Annotated in this window: 14 protein-coding genes and 1 pseudogene; 7 read left to right on the top strand and 8 right to left on the bottom strand. The window is 54.4% G+C overall.

What is annotated here, in order from left to right; translation table 11 throughout:
• Positions 1 to 46 precede the first annotated feature (46 nt).
• From ACFO9Q_RS15785 to ACFO9Q_RS15775, 3 genes are all read right to left on the bottom strand, one after another.
• Positions 47 to 925, bottom strand: a complete 879-nt coding sequence (locus ACFO9Q_RS15785; RefSeq protein WP_379183735.1) for an SDR family NAD(P)-dependent oxidoreductase — start codon at positions 923 to 925, stop codon at positions 47 to 49.
• Entirely contained in the window at positions 922 to 1,839 is a 918-nt protein-coding gene (locus tag ACFO9Q_RS15780) for an SDR family oxidoreductase (protein ID WP_379183733.1), read from the bottom strand. Before ACFO9Q_RS15780 ends, ACFO9Q_RS15785 begins: the two co-directional genes overlap by 4 nt.
• A gap of 76 nt (positions 1,840 to 1,915) precedes the next feature.
• Positions 1,916 to 2,344 carry a MarR family winged helix-turn-helix transcriptional regulator gene (locus ACFO9Q_RS15775; protein WP_379183731.1) on the bottom strand — a complete coding sequence of 143 codons (429 nt, stop codon included), beginning with the start codon at positions 2,342 to 2,344 and terminating at the stop codon, positions 1,916 to 1,918.
• A 152-nt stretch (positions 2,345 to 2,496) separates the two neighbouring features.
• On the opposite strand from ACFO9Q_RS15775, the gene rlmN reads away from it, so the two are divergent.
• Positions 2,497 to 3,585 (top strand): 23S rRNA (adenine(2503)-C(2))-methyltransferase RlmN, encoded by a 1,089-nt coding sequence (rlmN, locus tag ACFO9Q_RS15770; RefSeq protein ID WP_379183729.1) that lies wholly within the window; start codon positions 2,497 to 2,499, stop codon positions 3,583 to 3,585.
• Between the two features lie 178 nt (positions 3,586 to 3,763).
• Positions 3,764 to 4,903, top strand: a pseudogene (locus tag ACFO9Q_RS15765) (DEAD/DEAH box helicase); the annotation flags it as partial.
• A gap of 102 nt (positions 4,904 to 5,005) precedes the next feature.
• On the opposite strand, the gene ACFO9Q_RS15760 reads toward ACFO9Q_RS15765, so the two are convergent.
• The 5 genes from ACFO9Q_RS15760 to ACFO9Q_RS15740 form a co-directional block, all read right to left on the bottom strand.
• A complete protein-coding gene (locus ACFO9Q_RS15760; protein ID WP_379183726.1) occupies positions 5,006 to 7,297 on the bottom strand; it encodes an AraC family transcriptional regulator in 2,292 nt (763 codons plus the stop codon).
• A 71-nt stretch (positions 7,298 to 7,368) separates the two neighbouring features.
• Positions 7,369 to 8,982 carry an extracellular solute-binding protein gene (locus ACFO9Q_RS15755; protein ID WP_379183724.1) on the bottom strand — a complete coding sequence of 538 codons (1,614 nt, stop codon included), beginning with the start codon at positions 8,980 to 8,982 and terminating at the stop codon, positions 7,369 to 7,371.
• Between the two features lie 35 nt (positions 8,983 to 9,017).
• Positions 9,018 to 9,890, bottom strand: coding sequence for a carbohydrate ABC transporter permease (locus ACFO9Q_RS15750; protein WP_379183722.1), 873 nt, complete (start codon positions 9,888 to 9,890; stop codon positions 9,018 to 9,020).
• A 12-nt stretch (positions 9,891 to 9,902) separates the two neighbouring features.
• Positions 9,903 to 10,874, bottom strand: a complete 972-nt coding sequence (locus ACFO9Q_RS15745) for an ABC transporter permease (protein ID WP_379183720.1) — start codon at positions 10,872 to 10,874, stop codon at positions 9,903 to 9,905.
• Between the two features lie 170 nt (positions 10,875 to 11,044).
• Positions 11,045 to 12,883 (bottom strand): hypothetical protein, encoded by a 1,839-nt coding sequence (locus ACFO9Q_RS15740; protein WP_379183718.1) that lies wholly within the window; start codon positions 12,881 to 12,883, stop codon positions 11,045 to 11,047.
• A gap of 188 nt (positions 12,884 to 13,071) precedes the next feature.
• Between ACFO9Q_RS15740 and ACFO9Q_RS15735 the strand changes: the two genes are divergently transcribed.
• From ACFO9Q_RS15735 to ACFO9Q_RS15715, 5 genes are all read left to right on the top strand, one after another.
• Complete coding sequence (locus ACFO9Q_RS15735) at positions 13,072 to 13,554, top strand: hypothetical protein (RefSeq protein WP_379183716.1); 483 nt, start codon at positions 13,072 to 13,074, stop codon at positions 13,552 to 13,554.
• Positions 13,555 to 13,824: 270 nt separating this feature from the next.
• Positions 13,825 to 15,474 (top strand): response regulator, encoded by a 1,650-nt coding sequence (locus ACFO9Q_RS15730; RefSeq protein ID WP_379183714.1) that lies wholly within the window; start codon positions 13,825 to 13,827, stop codon positions 15,472 to 15,474.
• On the top strand, positions 15,471 to 17,297 hold the full coding sequence (locus ACFO9Q_RS15725) for a histidine kinase (protein ID WP_379183712.1): 1,827 nt from the start codon (positions 15,471 to 15,473) through the stop codon (positions 17,295 to 17,297). Before ACFO9Q_RS15730 ends, ACFO9Q_RS15725 begins: the two co-directional genes overlap by 4 nt.
• Positions 17,294 to 18,424: a substrate-binding domain-containing protein gene (locus ACFO9Q_RS15720; protein WP_379183710.1), complete on the top strand. Its 1,131-nt coding sequence runs from the start codon at positions 17,294 to 17,296 to the stop codon at positions 18,422 to 18,424. Before ACFO9Q_RS15725 ends, ACFO9Q_RS15720 begins: the two co-directional genes overlap by 4 nt.
• A gap of 136 nt (positions 18,425 to 18,560) precedes the next feature.
• Positions 18,561 to 19,622, top strand: a complete 1,062-nt coding sequence (locus ACFO9Q_RS15715) for a galactose ABC transporter substrate-binding protein (RefSeq protein ID WP_379183935.1) — start codon at positions 18,561 to 18,563, stop codon at positions 19,620 to 19,622.
• Positions 19,623 to 19,993 lie beyond the last annotated feature (371 nt).

Genomic DNA, 19,993 nt, shown 5'->3' with positions numbered 1-19,993 from the left:
TCGTTGATTCGCTGAGATAGGCAGAGATGAAGACCGACGGGAAGAATCAACGTGATTCTCTCCCCTTCGTCATGGTTCGATGAATCATTCGTTCACTCAGCTCCCACAGACGAGCACCAACGGCTGCGTCTGCCCGGTCAGGGGAGATGCTGAGCTTCGCTTGGCGATGATAGAGCCCGGCCTGTCCGGAGCCCATTATCCTATCCATCTCCTTCGACAAGGCCAGCTGGAGCGGGGCCTCGGCACCCTCCCGCGCATTCAGCACAGAGGAGCGGAAGAAGAAGCCCATGAGCTTCATCATAGCCTGCGGGAGCTCGCGGCGAATCTGTGTCTCTACGGCTCCGGGATTCACAGCGAGACACTGCACCTGCTGACCCTTGAACCTTCGGGCAAGCTCAACGATGAACACATCATTCGCGTACTGCGCTTGCCCGAGTCCCTTAAGTCCGCCAATCCTCATCGCTCCCTCCAAGTCATCCCAATGAAGCTTCCCCTTCCTTGTACTGGAGGCTGCAATCGTAATGACCCGTGACGGCTGGCCTTGAATAAGCTTATCCGTGAGCAAGGCAGTCAGGTAATATCGGCTTAAGTAATCCACCGCCCACGTTCGTTCGATGCCATCCTCGGTCAGATCGCGCTTAGGCAAGATGATTCCCGCACTGTGCACAAGCAGCCCCAGACCTTGCGGACAGTGATGGATGATTACCTCTGCCACACGGTTAACCTCCTTCATGAGGCTCAGATCGGCTTGGATGTAGACAAGCTGATCATGATAGGCTGCGTGCTGAGCCGCCACCTGAGAACCCTTCATCGCGTTCCGGCCGACGAACAGCACCTTGAACCCCTGCTCCAGCAGCGGTCCAATCATCTCCCTGCCGATCCCGTCTGTTCCCCCTGTAATGACAGCTGTAGATCGATTCATCATGGCCTGTTCCCCCCTTCATAGCTTAGTCCCTCACGGATGATCCATCGCTTCAGCGAGTCCTCGATGGATGGTGCTGGGCCGAATACTTGCTCTTGTCTCGTCAGATCGGCCACATAGCTGCCTGATTCAACGAATCGGACGGATGGAGCAAGACCCTTCACCATAGGATTGAACAGCCCAATGAAGGAGAATAACAGCTTCGCCAGCCAGGGCGGAGGTGTCGACGTCTTAATCTCCCGCTTCAGCTCCTTGCTCAACAGGGCCGCAAGCTGACCAATACTGACCGATGGCTTCGCTCCCAGATCGATAATCTGTCCATGGGCCTGCTCATGATCGAGCGCCATGACAAGTGCCCGCGCTACGTCCTCTGAGAGTATCGTGCTCGCTGACGCGTCCGGGGAGATCATCGTCCGAATGGTTCCCTTCCTCACAGCTTCAGCCGTGAGCAGGGTGTCCAAGAATCCGCCAGGCCGCAAGGACACGAAGGGAACCTGCTTCTCCTTCAAGTAATCCTCAACTAGCTTCTTCTGGTGAAAATGAGGCACATCCAAGGCCCGATCCGCCGCCAGAATACTGGTGAACACAAATAGTCGCAGCTTCGCCTTCGCTGCAGCGTCCACCAGATTGCGGTTGCCATGGTCATCGACAGACGACAGGCTGTCACCGCGGCGCCGACCCGAATACCCAATGGCGGTTGTAATTAACGCATCCATGCCGTTCAGTGCAGGAGCCAGTGTCTCCGGCAAGGTCAGATCCCCTCGAACGATCTCTACCCCTTGTGCTTCGAGGGAAGAGGCATCACTTCCTGGGCGCACCAGGGCACGTACCTGCTTCCCCCTAGTCAGAAGTTCCTTCACTACCTTGCCTCCCAAGCTGCCGGTTGCTCCAACCACTAATACTCTCATCATCTTCATCTGCAATCTCTCCCTTGTTCTCTAATTGTTTAGAACTAAACAATATAATCAAAAAAAAATAATCTGCAAACTCTGTCTACAAGCTCTGATCAACCTTGCGAAGAAGTCTTAACAGCTCTTCTCTCTCTTGCTCCGTTAAGACGTTGAACTTGTCCGATACGAACTGGTCATGGTCAGGTATTACTTCCTGGAGGAAGGCTCTTCCCTGTTCGGATAGGGAGACAGAAGCGGAGCGCCCTTGTCGCTTCTTCATAATGTAGCCGGCGTCCTCAAGCTTGTCGATCAGCTGACTGACATTCCCCTTGGTCACCGCCAGACGCGTTGCAATCTCTTGCTGCATCATGCCGTCCGTGGCAGCGAGCTGGTTCAACAGGGACAGCTGAGGCGCTGTAATCTGCCGCTCCTTCAGCGGATATTCGGCCATGCGGCCTATCTTCTGGGCAATGCGAATCATTCTTAGCCAGATCATGACGGCGTTGTCGTTAGAGCGAATGTTTTTATCCATGACGATAGTTTATAACTGAACAATGAGGAAGTCAAGTGAGCAACTAGGAAGTGTGGACTGAAGCATAAGGGGACACAGCCATGTTGTGTCACTTGCCCGATTGGGATAGAATCTATAGAGGAGCACCAATTGGAAAAGAGGAACAAGAACACATGTCGACTCACGTAGAAACCCCTACCCCAATAAAACCATCCATCTATGGATTAACCTTAGAGCAATTAACCGCGTGGCTTGGTGAGCGCGGGCACAAAAAATCTCGAGCCGTTCAAGTATGGGAGCTTCTCTATCGGAAGCGGGTGACGGACTTCGCCGCAATGGAGGGTGTGCATGCGGAAGCGATCAAGCTGCTGCAGGACAGCTTCGCGATCCAGACGCTGACCGAGCATACGAAGCAGGAATCGAGTGACGGAACGATTAAGTTCCTGTTCAAGCTGAGCGACGGCAACCTCATCGAGACCGTCATGATGCGGCACAAGTTCGGACTGTCGGTCTGCGTCACGACGCAGGTGGGCTGCAACATCGGCTGCAGCTTCTGCGCCAGCGGACTGCTGGCGAAGAGCCGGGATCTGACGAGCGGCGAGATTGTCGAGCAGATTATGAAGGTGCAGCTGAATCTAGACAGCAGGGAGCAGGGCGAGCGGGTCAGCCATGTCGTCGTCATGGGCATCGGCGAGCCGTTCGACAACTACGAGCATATGTCGAACTTCATCACGGTCATTAAGGACCACAAGGGACTGGCCATCGGGCCTCGGCATATTACGGTGTCGACCTGCGGGCTGGCGGACAAGATTCGTGAATTCGCGGACAGCGACCTGCAGACGAATCTGGCGGTGTCGCTGCATGCGCCGAATGACGAGCTGCGGACACGGATTATGAAGATTAACCGTGCCATTCCAATTGCGAAGCTGATGGATGCGATTGACTACTATCTGGAGCGGACCAATCGCCGCATCACGCTGGAGTACATCCTGCTGAAGGACGTGAACGACCAGCGGGAGCATGCTCTGGAGCTGGCCGCCCTGATCGGGGATACCCGCCGCGCTCTTGCTAACGTGAACCTGATTCCGTACAATCCGGTCGATGAGCATAGCCAGTACCAGCGCAGCACACAGGAATCCATTACAGCCTTCTACGACACGTTGAAGAAGCAAGGAATAAGCGTCAGCGTCCGCCTCGAGCACGGCGCCGACATCGACGCTGCTTGCGGTCAGCTGCGCAGCAAGCAGATGAAGGAAGCTTAATATGGCATAGCAATATAAGCATGATAAGCTGCAATGTAGTAAGGCATCTTCGAACAGTCATTTCTGTTTGAGGATGCCTTTTTGTGGGAAGACGAGCCGATGGGTGCAATAGTGTGGTATCCTTATGTATTCGATCCTGGACAGAATAGAAAATAATTGTATAAAATAGGAGACCTTCATGAACTTCAATGACTTAAATATTGCGCCAGCTATCTTAAAGGCGTTAACCAAAGAGAATTATACGCAGCCTACACCGATTCAGGAGCAGGCGATTCCAGCTGTGCTGGCTGGCCGAGATCTGCTCGGCTGTGCGCAGACGGGAACCGGGAAGACCGCCGCGTTCTCCTTGCCTACTATTCAGCTGCTAAGTCAGCAGCCGCGGAAGGGGAGCGGGAAGCGCCAAGTGCGCTCGCTCATTCTGACCCCGACGAGAGAGCTGGCTCTGCAGATTCTGGAGAATATGCAAGCGTACGGACAGTTCACTGACCTGCGGTATACAGCCATTATTGGCGGTGTCTCGCAGATGAAGCAGGAGCAAGCGCTGCGGCAGGGAGCCGATATCGTCATCGCTACGCCAGGCCGGCTGATTGATCTCATTAACCAGAAGCATATCGACCTGCAGCACATACAAGTGCTTGTACTCGACGAAGCCGACCGCATGCTGGACATGGGCTTCATCAACGATGTGAAGAAGATTATCGCTCTGATGCCGAAGAAGCGCCAGACGCTGTTCTTCTCCGCGACGCTGCCTCCCGAGATCTCTAAGCTCGTGAAGACGCTGCTGGTTGATCCGGTCAAGGTGGAGATTACCCCCGTATCCTCTACGGCAGAGCGAATCGAGCAGGCCATCTACAAGGTGGACAAGGACAACAAGCAGAATCTGCTCGTCCATCTGCTGAAGGACAAGGCGATCGTCTCCGCCCTCGTCTTCACTCGCACGAAGCACGGAGCGGACCGCGTCGTTCGCGGCCTGAACAAGGTGGGTATTACCGCCGCCGCCATCCATGGCAACAAGTCGCAGACCGCCCGCCAGAATGCGCTTAGCAGCTTCAAGAGCGGCAGCACTCGCATCCTGGTGGCGACGGATATCGCAGCGAGAGGCATTGATATTGATGAGCTGTCTCATGTTATCAACTTCAATCTGCCGAACCTTCCCGAGACGTACGTTCACCGGATTGGCCGGACTGGCCGCGCGGGTCTAAGCGGAATCGCCATCTCCTTCTGCGAACGGGAAGAGCTCCCGTACCTCAAGGACATCGAGAAGCTGATCAAGAAGTCCATTCCGGTCGTGGCCGACCATCCGTACCCGATGGCCGCCGCGGCTTCCAGCCGGTAACGGTAATCGAGAACATGAGCAAGAGCGCTGACCGCGAGGTCAGCGCCTTTTTTTATAGCCGCATTACGCTTGACGATGATTCGATTAAGCCGGAGGATTCTTGACTGTGGCTGTGTCTTCCATCTGTTCCGAGCGGGTCCCCCCAGGCTCACAGCCCCTCTGGTACTGCTTGGGCGTCTGCCCGTATCGTTCCTTGAAGATGCGAATGAAGTGATTCGGGGAGTTATAGCCTAGCTCCGCGGCAATCTCCAGTACCGACAGCTTCTTCTCCTCAATCAGGTGCAACGCGGCCTGCAGCTTGCGATCCGTCACGTATTCGGTGAACGTCATTCCGCTGCTTGCGCGGAACACCCGGCTTAAGTAAGCGGAGCTGATGCCAACTTGGGAAGCGATGTGCTCCAAGCTGAGCTCGCGGAACGTGCTCTCTTCAATAGCGGAACGAATCTTCACTTGCAGGTCGCTCTCGCTGCTTCTGCGCCGCTCTTCCATATGGGCAATCGCGACGCTGACAAGCTTGCCCATCCATTCTTGAACCGCGCGCAGTCCCCTAAGTGCTCGGAACTGCTCACGAATATCTGACCCGAACATAGCGGAAGTACTGAAGCCAAGCGACTGCAGCGTCTTGCGCAGAGTAGATACCATATCGAACAGAAGATGCTTCACATACGACACGGTATAATGCTCTATCCGTATATCTTCCACAACGGTGTCGATTAGCCGCAGCAACGCCCTCTCATCAGCGACGCGTATACCCTGCTCCAGCTCGTTCAACAAGCGCAAGGCCCGGTCTGACTGTATCTGCCCCCTGTTCGCCACATCCAGATCCTCATAAGCAAGGGGAGTCCGATCCTCGTACAGATAGCTATACTTCGCGGCCTCTTGCGCTTCCTGGAAGGTTGCGGCGATAGCGCCTTCCTCCATCTCCTTAGTTGTGCCTATGCCAAGCACCGCCTGCACGCCTGCCTGTTCCTGCTGAGCCCATGCCGCTAATAGGAGGCTTACTTGCTGAATGGCCTCCCGCATAGGAGCGGCATTCTCCGTATAGATGAAGCCGTGTATGTAACCGCTCTGTCCTCTTACTGCCCATACCTGACCCTCGCTCGGTGCTTGCTCCAATTCCTCAATCAGGCGGTACACTTGCACCATCTCACTCTCGAACTGCGGATTGCTCTTGAGGGGATACTCGATATTGAACCCCGTAACATACCCGCCTTGCAACGCTGAACCGATTAGGGCCTGCTGGGTGATCGACGTGTTCACCTGCTGCTCGCCCTGCAGAAGACCCCATATATAATGATGTCGAATGACCGCTTTATTGGCATCAATCGTCTCGTTCAGATGCGTAATCGTATTGGAGTACGTACGAATCGCACGATTAATGGGCTTATGGATCTTACGCGTCAGTACATACGAACCAAGGATGCCGGCCAACACCACCAATCCGCCTAAGGCATATAGAATGGTCCTTAGCCTGTTCACCTTCTCATATAACACATCTCTAGGTGCCAGAGACAAGTAGCGCCATTGGTTATATTCCGACTTGTTCATGGAGATCATGTACGATTCACCATGCCAGTTGGCTGCGAATTCATCCTTCTCAGCGTTACGGACAGCTTGCCTTATGGCAGGGCTAGTGGACAAGCCATGCAGGTCCAGTGAGTTGTTCTGATTGTGTGCGAGAATATCCCCGTCCTCATTAACGATTAGAAGCATGCCATCCGTATTCGGCTTCATCTGCTGAAGCATCTTCCCGATAAGCTGCACATCAATCTGAATACGAATAACGGCCTGACGCTTGTCGATAGGTGCAGAATACGGGATGCTTCGCAGGTAAGTGACATACCTTCCCTCTTCGGAGGAGCTCGTTGCTGACGGAGGGAACCACATTACATTGTCCTTAGCCTTCTGCAGAATGCTCTTCCAGCTTGCTTGAATCGCAGGGCTGCACCCTTCGTTATCCATATAGCAGAAGCGTGAATCGAATAATAGCAGCTTGGTTCTCGGGTAATACAGATCAACCGAATGTGCGAACGGGAGCTCCCTCTTAATCTGGTCCAGCTTCCTAATCGCATCAAGCAGTGCCTTGGTGTTGCCCCTGACGTCATTCGTAGCTTCGTAGAACGCTTCGTTATAGGTGTAGAAGTCGGTGAAGCTGCGGTTCACCGTTCTCAACATTTCATTAATTAATTGCTGATCAATGGTGCTGCGAAGGTGAGTGGCGCTCTGAACATTATAAGTCTCTATCTCTTCCTGGTAGGCAGGCAGCACATATTGAAGAACGACTGCCTGCGATACCAAGGTGACAAGGAGCACCAGCAGCGCATTGAACAGGAAGATTCGTGCGAAGAAGGGATTGTTCATCATCCATTGTCTCATAGATTCTACAGGCCTCCTTCGCAATCATCGTCTAATGTTGTTCGACATGCGTGCTCGGCATCCCTCCCGGCCTACTTGCCGAGCATCTTCTTGTACTCTTCGTTGACGTCCTTCTCTACCAAGTCTCCGCCATTGGCCTTGAAGGTCTGGACGAAGGTATCGAAGCTGTCAATACTGGCTTCTCCCAGGATAATATTAAGATACGAATCAACGACCAGTTTACCAAGATTGGTCTTGTTTTTGCCGTAGGATTCAACAGTTGGTGTGATCGGAGGGGTATAGCCTGTCGATTTATATTTATCTGCGAATGCATAAGTGAATGGGTCATTCTTTTTGGTATATTCCGGACTTTCTATGACATTGAATATCGCAATCCCTTTCTTCGCTCTCTCAGCCGCACCTAATTGGGGTTTTAGATTCACGACCATCTCATTCTTCACCGTCCAATCCTCCCCTTCTATACCCTGGAAGGCCAGCATGAAGTAATCATAATCCGATATGGTAGCCTCAATCATTCTCAGGAACGTCTCCACGATTCGCGGATTGCTTGCTCCCTTGGTTGTCAGGCCGAAGGGTAGACCGTGCACGCCCCACTGAACATTGCCCGACTTGCCGTCTGGACCAACGGGAGCCTTGCCGAGCACCAGCTTGCCATTCGGCTGGGACTTCAGGAAGTTCTGGTATTGCGTCCCGCCCTTATCATCAGGATTATCCGGGTTCATCTCATTGCGCCAGTGGTAGAACATGCCGCCAGAGGTCATGCCAATCTTGTTGTTATATAGTGCTTGTGAATCAGCCCAATAGCCGCTGGTGTTCTCCGAAGTGATGAATTCAGGGTCGATGAGCTCTGCCTTGTACCACTTCTGCAGCAGGGCGAGCGCCTCCTTCATCTCAGGCTGAATAGCGGCGAAGGAGATGACTCCATCCTTCACGATATAGTCGAGATTGTCTGAGTTCTTAATGGCACCCTTGAAGCTGGAGATGCCAGGCTTCCCGAACGCGCCTAGAATACTCGGCAAGGCATAGTCTGAGATGCCGTACGTATCCTTCTTGCCATTCTGATCCGGATCATTGTTGCGGAACCTGGTAAGCGCTTCTTCCACTTCCTGCAGCGTCTCAGGCGTCTTCGTGATGCCAACATTCCGCAGCCAATCCTCGCGCCATACCGTAACCATTGGATAATCGCCATTGATATTAATATAAGGCAGTCCGTACAGCTTGCCCTCGTACGTTACCCGCTGCCAGGCATCTGGATAAGAATCGACCAGCTTGGCATAGTTCGGGGCGTACTTGCGAATGGTCTCTTCCTCAATCGGCGCCAGTACGCCATTGTTGACGAGCTTCGGAATATCATCGGTGATGCGCAGGGTGTCCGGCATCTCTCCTGCCGCCAGCTTGATGCTCAGCAGCTCGTTGTACTTCTGATTATCGAGATACCATACCTTGAACTTAGCACCGAACTTCTCCTCCACCATCTTCAGAATCTTGGAGTCCGGATCCGGTTCTCCGTAATTGTTGTAAGCCAGCCATTCAATCGTGACGGGCTCCTTCGGGTCTGCGGTTGCTGCATTCTGCGTGGGACTCGGTGTGTTGCCGGAATTGCCTGAGCCGCTGCAACCGGTGAGAGCTCCTGCTAAGAGTGAGCCTACGAGCAGCAATGAAGCTTGAGTACGGTAAGATCTCATGAATAGATTACCCCCTATTAATTTTTATGGAACATTCAACCCTTAACCGAGCCAAGCAGCGTCCCTTGGACAAAATACTTCTGAAGAAACGGGTAGACGCACAATATCGGAACAATAGAAACAACGAGTGTGGCCATCTTCATGGACTCCAGATTCTGCGCTTGTGCCTGCATCTCTCCCCCAACCGGGATCTGCTGCCCTTCCAGAATGATTCGGCGCAGGATAAGCTGCAGCACTTGCTTCTTGTCCGTCTGCATGTACAGCATGCTGTCGAACCAGGCGTTCCAATGGTGAACAGCTGTGTACAGCGCGACTGTAGCGAGTACCGGCATAGACAGCGGGACAATGACTTTCCACAGAATGTACAGGTCATTCGCACCGTCGATCTTAGCAGATTCCTCCAAGCTGTCAGGCAGAGCGGATATGAAGTTGCGCACGATGAGCAGCAGGAAGGTATTAATGGCCCCCGGCAGCACCAGCGCCCCAATGGAGTTGATCAGTCCCAATTCCTTAACTAGCAGATACGACGGAATAAGTCCGCCGGAGAAGAACATCGTCAGCACGATTACCCCGGTCCACAGCCTGCGGTTGGGGAGTGTTCGCTTGGACAGGGGATAAGCTCCCATGAACGTAAGGATAACGGTCAGCGAGGTAGCTAGCAGCGTACGAACGAAGGTGTTCTGGTACGCTTGCCAGATCAGGTCATATTGGAACACCTGCTTGTAGCCGGTAAAGTCTAAGGCTGTCGGGATGAGATGCAGACCGTAGCTGTTGATGACTTCAATAGGGCTAACCGACACCGTCAGTACTTGCAGGAAGGGCAGCAGCGTTGATACCGTCAGCAGGCTGAGCAGGGCGTAGATGACTCCAATGACGATTCGGTCGGTAATGGATGAAGATCGTTTCATGGGCTAACCCTCCTACAGAATCGTGTCATCGCTGAACCGCCTTGCTATTGCGTTGGCAGAGAGGACAAGAACGAGTGCTACGACATTTTTGAACAATCCAACTGCAGCAGCGTAGCTGTAATTCATCTTAGCAATCCCTTCCGAGTAGGTATAGGTGGAGATGACGTCTCCGACACTCATGACCTTGGCATTAAGCATATTGAATACCTGTTCGAAGTCGTCGTTGATGATGGACCCGGATGATAGAATAAGCATGATGACAATAACCGGAGCGATGGAGGGCAGCGTGATGTACCACATCTTGCGCAGCCTGCTGATGCCATCTACATCTGCGGCTTCATACTGCTCGGGATTAATGCCTGCAATCGCTGCCAAGTAGATAATCGTCTGGAACCCTACATGCTTCCAGATCTCCGAGGTGACTAGAATCGTACGGAACCAATCGACGCTCGCCATGAAGAACACGGGCTTGTAACCTAGAGATGTGATTATATAGTTGATTGGACCCCGGCTTGGAGACAGAATCTCAATGAGGAGACCGGAGAGGACAACCCAGGACAAGAAGTGAGGCAAGTAACTGATGGTCTGAACGACCTTCTTGAACATCGGCTTCATCACTTCGTTCAGCATAAGCGCGAGCAGGATGGGAGCCGGGAATCCGAAGAGCAGCTTGTAGAAGTTAATAATCAGCGTGTTCTTGAGTACAGGCAGGAAGTACATCCCGCTGAACAATTGCTTGAAGTTATCGAGTCCAACCCACTCGCTTCCCGACAGCCCCTTCAGCAGCTTGAAGTCCTGGAATGCCATCATCACACCGTAGATCGGTCCATAATGAAAAATTCCGTAATAGAGTAACACAGGAGCAAGCATGAGGAACATGTACTTGTGCAAGCGGTACTGCTTCAGCCGGCTCGCGAGTAGACTGTCTCTCTTAGTTGATGATGCGGCAGATGGCGATGGCGACACTTGCGTCTTGATCGTCAATCACTCCTTTCCCTTGAACGTGATGCTCATTATTGTGGAAGCGCTTCCTTAAATGAGTCGCCCCTATCGTAACACCGTACGATAGGGGCGACAATGCGAATATGTTGATATAATGGCGGTTATATGACCTTCTGTCCCAAATGGCGGTTACATGACAAATGGTGAAATAGCTACTTCTCCTTCACTGCTGCGGTGAACGTCATCTCAACCTGAGCCGCCCGCGGCAGCCCGTCCAGCTTGATTCTTGTGCGGTAGACCGTTAATGGTTCATCCTTATGCGTACGTTCTGCCAGCTGCTCGACAACCGCACTCCCAGCCCCCTGGCATCGGAGAGTGATGTAGCCCTTCTCCCCAATCCATGTAATGGAGGAGTGATCGATTACCGGGCAGTGGAGGCTGATGAATAACTCTTCAACCGTGTTGTTGTCAGCCTCGAATTCGAATGTATCGATGAGATGGAGGGCAGCTTGCTGATCGTTGTCGGAATTAGAGCTCCATCTAAAGGCTCGTTGTATTCGGGACAATCCTGCTTCATCCGGATAGGCGCGTGTCAGATCCAGCTCGATGGAAGCGGTATGAATATGGCCCTCGTATGACGCTATGACGGCCTCATACCTTCTGCCTGTACCTTGGCAATGTCCATTAATTACGGGCACTGAATGTCCTTCCGAGCTGTTGTGGGTAAGGCTGTAACGGTTCGGTCCGAAGTATTCCTTCGTATAGAGCCCCATTCCGAGATCAGCAAGAAGCGTCTCTCCCGCAATATGTACGAGGAAGTGGCCTAGATCATTATGGTTATGAGGCTCGTCATTATGCCCGCCCTTCGCCGAGAATGCGTATACCCCGGCATCCGTAACCTGACGATTCACCATCCAGCCTGCATCTGCGAATAGGTGGGTTCCCGCAGGAACAGGCTCCTCAAGCAGCTCTGGTCTTGTCCACAGCAGGCTTCGGACCACATGAGGCCAGCGATAGCACCCGTCAGTATGGAAGGGAGCGAGTTGGTTCATCTGAGGAAGCGGCTGCTGCAGCCGGCTGTGCAGCCTGCTGAGCAGTCCAGTATGGAGATGGTGCTGCTCCGGCGCGTCGGAGTAGTTGATGAACTTCTGGCTGCCCAGACTGGCATAGGCAGGGAAGGACGCTATGCTGCGTATCTTGTCCCCTTGCAGCAGATTAAGTGCCCCGCCTGTATATTCATCGAGCATATCGCAGAAGTAGACATAATAGCCGAATCCGTAAGTCCAGTAAGTAATACCCTCCTGACAGCAGCCATCCTCTCCATATCCTTGCAGGAAGCATTCCATTGCGCGAATGACCCGGTCTATCATGCCAGCCAGCCGTTCACGGTCCTCTACCAGCAGCATGGCCGCCATACCGGCAGCACCAGCACAGACGGATGACCAGTTCGCCGTTGAGGACTCCCAGTGGAAGTGCGATGGATGGTGAAAAATCGGCTGCAGCACACGACGTTCCACCTCGCTGCGTACCCGATACTCGATCCACGGATTCAGCCGTCCAGCGAGCAGTGTGATGCACTCGGCGAGGGCATGACTGGTCTCCGCTGCGAACAAGTCGACGATCGACTCGGGCGGAATGCGTCCGCTCTTCACCTGCTCAAGGGAATGCGGCAAGTGTGCAGGCACGCACCACGTGTACTCGCTGCAGATGTCCCAGATTAGATTCTCCAAGGCTGGCAGATAGTCATCCGTCTCATCCATGAGCGTCGCTAGAGTTAAGGCCAGCAGCCGCTCGCGGCGGCGGAAGTACGGACGCTCATATTCAAGACGGGTTCCGATGGCTTCGAACTTATGGAAGGAGTCGAATGGCAGAGCGATTATGGGTTCTTCTCTGGCGCGGTCAGCGGACTCTCGTATCTCCTTCAGCAGCTTCTGCATATACGCTTGGCCGCGGATAGAGCGCCATGCGTCTAGGGAGCGCGCTTCGGGCAGAATGGCGCTGTTGCCTTCCGCCTCAAGAATCGCGCTGCGAATCATTCCGAATGTGTACATACCCAGCCTCCATATGGAATATTATGATGCGCTTTCTATTGTATAGGGAGCTATTCCCTAGCACAATGGCGATATGATGACGGGATGGCTCTCTCTCCCCTGACTGGTGTGTGCAGCATAATGAACCTTCCCCCAGGGCACACTCTTCTAGTTGGAATATATAAGCAAGACATGAGGAGGGTGTAACTATGATTAGGTATGCTGCCAGAATGCTCTTAACCTGTATGCTGGCTCTAGGATTCGGAATCGGAGCGGTGCCACTGATGACGGATGCGGCGGAGGGTCCCATATTCACGCATAAGGACGCCGTCCCCATGCTGTCCGAGCTGAAGCAGATCGGGCCGAATCAGCTGCAGGTGACCTATGACCAGCCGGTGGACGGAGCGAAGGCGATAGATCCTGCGAATTACTGGATTCAGAGCCAGACCGATGAGACGCCTATTGGTATTGCCACGCTTGGCAAGACCGATGCCGTCAAGCCGAGCAACGGACTAACCGCTGATAAGGTGAAGATTGTACCGAGAGTGGATTCGAATCAGAGCTTCGTTCTGACCTTCCACCAGAACATGGCACCAGGTGGGAAGTACAAGCTCATTATCTGCAACGTTACAGCACCTGGCGCACCGCCTTCCAGCGGCGATAACGGCAAGGCTGACTTCGTTGGCCAGTAAGCCAGCCCAGCCTAGCCCAGCCCATGTGCTCAGACTCGTCGAGTCCGGCTCAGGCCTTAGAGCGAAGTGCCATTCATGCGCTTGAAGCGGCTCGGCTGCAACCTATTCAGGCAGTCCTGCCAGCAGAGTTGTGTTCTGCTGGCGGGATTGCCTTTTTCTATTACCAACATGGGCCGGCACCTGTCCTAATCACTCCCACTAGCCAAGCGCAGCAATATGTCTCATACTAGTTGAGCATAATTACGCATCGCCTGAAGGGGGAACGACGTCATGTACAAGCTGCTGCTGGTCGAGGACGAAGAGGATGTGCGCGAGAGCATCCTGCATGAGGTGGAGTGGAACCGATACGGTTATGAAGTGATAGATAAGGCGGAGAATGGCAAGGATGCGATGGACTGCTTCGAGAGGGAGGTGCCCGATGTGGTCGTCACCGACATTCAGATGCCCTTCATGGACGGGCTGCAGCTGTCGGAGTGGATTCGCCGGCATCATCCCGGGACGAAGGTGATCATCCTGACCGGCTTCGATGAGTTCGAATATGCACAGAAGGCCGTGAAGCTGCAGATTGACGAGTATGTGCTGAAGCCGTTCTCCTCGCAGGAGCTGATCGATGCCCTGGTGAAAATAAGCAAGCAGCTGCAGCAAGAAACCGCCGACCGCGAGAACGTGCACCTGCTGGAGGAGCATTACCGCAGAAGTCTGCCGGTGCTGCGTGAGGTGTTCCTGTCGTCGCTCGTGTCGACGAAGCTTCGGCTGAAGGATATTCAGGACAAGCAGCAGAGCTATGACCTCGACCTTGGTGGAAGCGGTTACCTTGTGTCGGTGCTCAGCATGGATCAACCGGCAGCTGCGGTACTGGAGACATCCGATGAGCCGCTGTCACTCAAGGACTCGAAGGACCGGCAGCTGCAGCTGTTCGCCGTCCTGAACATCGCGCAGGAGATTGCAGGCAAGCACGGAATTGGCTATGTATTCCTGCATCAGGATCAGATCGTTCTGCTGGCGATCAGCCAGACGGGCAGCCGTGAAGCGGTCATGGAGCGGACGCTGGGTGTAGTAGAGGAGATTCGCCAGAGCATGGAGCGCTACCTGAAGCTGACCATTACGATCGGAGTGGGCACCGTGGGGGATAAGCCGACGGACATTCACTATTCGTACAGAGACGCCTGCTATGCGCTGGACTACCGGATGATCCTTGGCACGAACAAGGTCATCTGCATCGAGGACGTGGAGTCGCGCTATGTGAACAAGCTGAGGTTCGACGAGCTGAAGGAGCGGACGCTGCTCCGCGGGCTGAAGGTCGGGACGCCGCAGGAGATGAAGGAAGCCGTCGATGAGCTGTTCACCGGCGTCACCGATGCGACCATCTCGGTGAAGGACTATCAGATCTTCCTTGTGGAGATCGTGACGTCCATTCTGACCGCTGCGAAGGATCTGGAGGCGGGTATGGACGAGATCTTCGGTGCGGACTTCGATCCCTTCTCCGACATTCGCGGCTTCAACAATGTGGAGGAAGCGAAGGACTGGATCCTTCAGCTATGCCGCGGCCTGATGCAGCATATTGCCAGCCAGCGGCAGTCCACCTATCGTTCGCTCGTCGATCAGGCGAAGGACTATACGCAGGAGAACTATGCGAGTCCCGATATCTCCATATCCAAGGTGTGCAGCCATCTGCATATTAGCGCGGGGTACTTCAGCGGAATCTTCAAGCGGGAGATGAAGGTGACCTTCGTGCAGTATCTGCAGCAGATCCGGATGGAAGCGGCGCAGGAGCTGCTGCGGACGACGGATCTGAAGCTGTTCGAGATCGCAGAGCGCGTCGGGTTCGCGGAGCCGAACTACTTCAGCTACGCCTTCCGCAAGTATTGCGGGCAATCGCCGAAGGAATACCGCCAGGGGCTGGAGCGGGGGTCCTCATGATTCGCCTCGTCCTGCGAGTCTTCCGATGGCTGCTGTCCGTCATTACGGACACCCTGCGGGTGAAGAGTATCCAGTTCATTATTACCTTGGCCATCATGCTGATTACATTAACCGTCATGACAGTGGTCAGCTTCGTGCTGTACAACAAGTTCTCGGAGACGGCCGAGCAGAATACGTTCCTTAACAATCAGCAGATTGTCGATCAGGTGAACGCCAATCTGGAGGTGTATCTGAAGGGAATGGCGGAGACGTTCGAGTTCGCGGATGAAGAGGTGCTGCGCACGGGAGGTGTTCCGACGGAGGAGCTGAGAGACCGGCTGGAGACGATTCTTAGGACCAGAGAGGATCTTGTTAGTGTGTCGATTTTCACCCCGAAGGGTGTATCCATCGCGAACTACCCGGAGCAGCCGATGCGCAGCAACACGAGAGTGACCGAGCAGAGCTGGTTCACGTCGGCGCTGGACAATCCGAATCATCTGTCGTTCTCCCTGCCGCATATTCAGAATCTGTTCCGGGGGAGCTATACGTGGGTCGTCTCCATGAGCAAGGGTATTACGTATGCGGACGAACGCGGGCGCGTGGATGCTGTGCTGGTCATCGACATTAACTTCAAGACGATCGACGAGCTGCTGCGCAAGGTGTCACTCGGGCAGAAGGGCTACGTCTATATGATTGACAAGTCGGCCGGCAACATCGTCTATCACCCCCAGCAGGAGCTCATCTACAGCGGCCTGAAGTATGAGAATGTGGAGCAGGCGCTGAAGTATACATTCGGTACCTACATTGATCATTCCGCGGGGGAGACCCGGCTCATCACGATTAAGACGACAGATATCGTAGGTTGGAAAATCGTCGGAGTCTCGTTCATGGACGAGATCATCACGACCAAACGCAATATTGGCGGATTCATGCTGTGGCTCCTGCCCTTCGTGCTGGTGTTCGTGCTGCTCATCTCCGCCTATATGTCGGCGAGAATCTCCAATCCCATCAAGCGGCTGGAGCGCTCGATGGCGAAGGTCGAGCAGGGGGACTTCGACATCTACCTGCCTGTCAACGGAGACAACGAAGTCGGGCGGCTGTCCCGCCGCTTCAACATTATGGTGGGGCGCATTCGGGAGCAGACCGAGCAGATTATTGAAGAGCAGGAAGCGAAGCGCAAGGGGGAGCTGGAGGTGCTGCAGGCGCAGATCCATCCGCACTTCCTCTACAATACGCTGAACTCAGTCGTTCGGATGGCGGGCAGCGGCAAGAGCGAGGAGGTCATCGAGATGATTACGGCGCTGTCGCGCTTCTTCCGCATCTCGCTCAGCCGCGGTAAGCACAGCATCACGGTGCAGGAGGAGCTGGAGCATGTACGGAATTATCTCGTCATTCAGAAGTTCCGGTACAAGAACAAGTTCACCTACACGATTACGGCAGACGAAGCGGTACTGAAGCGCAGGACACTGAAGCTGATTCTGCAGCCGCTCGTTGAGAATGCCATCTATCATGGCATTGAGATGATGGTAGATCCGGGGGAGATTGTCATAACAGCAGCACTTGAGGGTGAGGAGGTCATCTTCCATGTGCGGGACAACGGGCTCGGCATGGCCCCGGACAAGCTGGCAACACTGCTCTCTTCCTCTCATTCCGCCTCAATCGTGCAGCTGCCAGGAAGCAAGTCCGACAGCGAGGGGTCTGGTGTCGGCGTGAGGAATGTGAATGAGCGAATCAAGCTGTACTATGGCAGCCGATACGGGCTGCGAATCACGAGCGAGCTGGAGGAAGGGACGGATGTGAGCATCCACATCCCTGCCCTGCTGGGAGAGGAGGACAAGCGATGAGGAGAGGTAGCAAAGGCCGCAGCGGGCGGTTCATGCGGATTATGGGGATCGTGCGGATCATGGGGATCATGGGGATTGTGCGGATCGAGCGGATCGAGCGGATCGAGCGGCACATGAAGATCATGCGGCTCAAGCGGGTCGTGCGAATTGTGCGCAGAGTGCGGATCGTCCATGTCGTGCTGGCGGCGGGGCTGCTGCTTGGGCTGCTGTCCGGCTGCTCCGCCAGTCCGGAGCTGTCGGCGACCGAACCGAAGCGGAAGATCGCGCTTATCCTCCGCTCAGACCAGGCAGACTTCTGGCGAGTAGCTCGCAGAGGAGCTGAGGAAGCGGCGAAGGAATTTGGTGTGGAGCTGACGATCAGCGGACCGCCCGATGAGGAGAATGTCGACGAGCAGGTGAAGGCGCTGAAGCGGAGCGCTGATGAGGGAGCCGAGGCCTACGTCCTTGCTGCGAACGACGACCGGGCTCTGTCGGAGGCGGTGGATGATATCGTGCCCGAGGATAGGCCGGTCATCGCCATCGACACGGAGCTGCATTCGAGCAAGGTGCGCGCATATATCGGCATCGATAACTATGAAGCGGGCCGCAAGGCGGGGGCTAAGCTGGCGGAGACGATTGGCGGCAAGGGCAAGGTAGCCGTCATGGGCTTCAAGCAAGGACAGCAGAACGCTGAGCAGCGGGAGCTGGGGCTGCTGGATGAGCTGGCGAAGCATCCGGACATTACAATCGTTACGAAGCAGTATTGCTATACGAATCAGGAGCTGTGCGCCGAGCTGACGCGCAAGGCAATCGTCATCCATAACGGGCTGAAGGGCATTGTGGCGATGAATGCGATCTCGTCTGTTGGAGTGGCGGAGACGATTCAGGATATGAAGCTGGCTGGTCAAGTGAAGATGGTCACCTTCGACAGCACACCGGAGGATATTGCCCTAATGCAAGAGGGAGTCATTGAGGCGACGATCATATTGAATCCTTTTAACATCGGGTATCTGGGGGTGAAGAATGCGGTGGAGGCGCTGGATGGGAAGAAGCTGGAGCGGCGCTTCAATACGGAGACGAAGGTCATTGATCAGGAGAATATGTTCTGGTCGGACAATCAGAAGCTGCTGTTCCCGTTCGTGAGGTGAGATGACTCTTGCAAGTGTGAAGACATGAGAATATCGATAGAACTGAGCAGGATATTGCATGTCGTTCTTCCTTGTCATCGCTGATAATGAGGAAGCAAGAGCTATACATTATATCCTTATGGAGGTCTTGATCATGATGAGAAAAAAGACGATCTTAGCGGTACTAGCCGCATCTATGGTTCTGGCAGCAGGCTGTTCATCGAATGCCGGCAATAATACGAATTCAGGTGCTGCAAATGGTGGTACGAATGGGGGCGGGGGCGGGGACTTGCCGAAGGTTGGCGTCGCTATCTACAAGTTCGATGACACGTTCATGTCGGGTGTACGCGCCTCCATTGCAGACGCAGCTAAGGGCAAGGCGGAGGTCGACATTGTCGACAGCCAGAATTCCCAGCCGGAGCAGAACAATAAGGTGGATCTCTTCATCACGAAGAAATATAAAGCGATTGCAGTCAACCCGGTCGACCGCACGGCAGCAGGCGTCATCATCGACAAGGCGAAGGCAGCAGACATCCCGGTCGTCTTCCTGAACCGCGAGCCGATGGCAGATGACATGAAGAAGTGGGATAAGGTCTATTATGTAGGTGCGAAGGCGGAGCAGTCCGGTACGATGGAAGGCCAGCTCGTCGTTGATTACTTCAAGGCTCATCCTGAAGCGGATAAGAACAAGGACGGCGTCATTCAATACGTGATGCTGACTGGCGAGCCGGGCCACCAGGACGCGGAGCTTCGCACCCAGTTCTCCATCCAAGCGATTACGGATGCGGGCATGAAGGTCGAGAAGCTGGCCGAAGACACGGCGATGTGGGACCGCGTGAAGGCGCAGGATAAGATGGCTTCGTTCCTCGCATCCAAGGGCGACAAGATTGAAGTGGTGCTGGCGAACAATGACGATATGGCGCTGGGTGCCATTGAAGCGCTGAAGGCGAAGGGCTACTTCAAGGACAACAAGTTCATGCCGGTCGTCGGCGTAGATGCAACTGCTCCAGCTCTGCAAGCGCTGCAAGAGGGTACGCTGCTCGGAACGGTACTGAATGACGCGAAGAACCAAGGCGCAGCGACGACAGCTCTGTCGGCGGTACTGGCGAAGGGCGAGACGCCTTCCAAGGACAACACGGGCTACGAGATTACCGATGGCAAGTATGTGTGGATCAACTACAAGGCGATCACGAAGGACAATATGGCGGAAGCGCAATAATTGTATTGGTTCCGGCTGGCCGGGCAGTGCGGTCGGGTGATTGAGCGATTGAGCGATTGAGCGGGTAGTGCGGCTGGGTAGTGCAAGCAGGCGATTTATCGTGTAGTGCGGTTGGGTGATTGGGCGGGCAGTGCGATCGGTGATCGAGCGCGGGTATTGCGATCGGGCGACTGAGCGGGTTAGCTGCCCGTCCTGCCGCATACCTAGCGGGAAGGACGATCCCTGACCTCCCCGTGGGGAATAGGTGCAGAAATGCACCTAATCCAGCCCTCTAGTGGGGAGAGTGCGAGGAATAGGTGCATAAACTCCTAGGCCCCGTAATGGAACTGGAGTCTCTCCTAACAATCTATTATTCTATAGATAAGGGAGAG

This window comes from Paenibacillus sp. GCM10023252, from assembly GCF_042653305.1.
Classification (GTDB): Bacteria; Bacillota; Bacilli; order Paenibacillales; family Paenibacillaceae; genus Pristimantibacillus.
This window is presented reverse-complemented; position numbering and strand designations above follow the sequence as displayed.

Excerpts from the sequence above, each read along its gene's own strand:
- ACFO9Q_RS15785 (WP_379183735.1), bottom strand. The coding sequence starts at position 925 with ATGATGAATCGATCTACAGCTGTCATTACAGGGGGAACAGACGGGATC.
- ACFO9Q_RS15780 (WP_379183733.1), bottom strand. The coding sequence starts at position 1,839 with ATGAAGATGATGAGAGTATTAGTGGTTGGAGCAACCGGCAGCTTGGGA.
- ACFO9Q_RS15775 (WP_379183731.1), bottom strand. The coding sequence starts at position 2,344 with ATGGATAAAAACATTCGCTCTAACGACAACGCCGTCATGATCTGGCTA.
- rlmN (WP_379183729.1), top strand. The coding sequence starts at position 2,497 with ATGTCGACTCACGTAGAAACCCCTACCCCAATAAAACCATCCATCTAT.
- ACFO9Q_RS15760 (WP_379183726.1), bottom strand. The coding sequence starts at position 7,297 with ATGAGACAATGGATGATGAACAATCCCTTCTTCGCACGAATCTTCCTG.
- ACFO9Q_RS15755 (WP_379183724.1), bottom strand. The coding sequence starts at position 8,982 with ATGAGATCTTACCGTACTCAAGCTTCATTGCTGCTCGTAGGCTCACTC.
- ACFO9Q_RS15750 (WP_379183722.1), bottom strand. The coding sequence starts at position 9,890 with ATGAAACGATCTTCATCCATTACCGACCGAATCGTCATTGGAGTCATC.
- ACFO9Q_RS15740 (WP_379183718.1), bottom strand. The coding sequence starts at position 12,883 with ATGTACACATTCGGAATGATTCGCAGCGCGATTCTTGAGGCGGAAGGC.
- ACFO9Q_RS15735 (WP_379183716.1), top strand. The coding sequence starts at position 13,072 with ATGATTAGGTATGCTGCCAGAATGCTCTTAACCTGTATGCTGGCTCTA.
- ACFO9Q_RS15730 (WP_379183714.1), top strand. The coding sequence starts at position 13,825 with ATGTACAAGCTGCTGCTGGTCGAGGACGAAGAGGATGTGCGCGAGAGC.
- ACFO9Q_RS15725 (WP_379183712.1), top strand. The coding sequence starts at position 15,471 with ATGATTCGCCTCGTCCTGCGAGTCTTCCGATGGCTGCTGTCCGTCATT.
- ACFO9Q_RS15720 (WP_379183710.1), top strand. The coding sequence starts at position 17,294 with ATGAGGAGAGGTAGCAAAGGCCGCAGCGGGCGGTTCATGCGGATTATG.
- ACFO9Q_RS15715 (WP_379183935.1), top strand. The coding sequence starts at position 18,561 with ATGAGAAAAAAGACGATCTTAGCGGTACTAGCCGCATCTATGGTTCTG.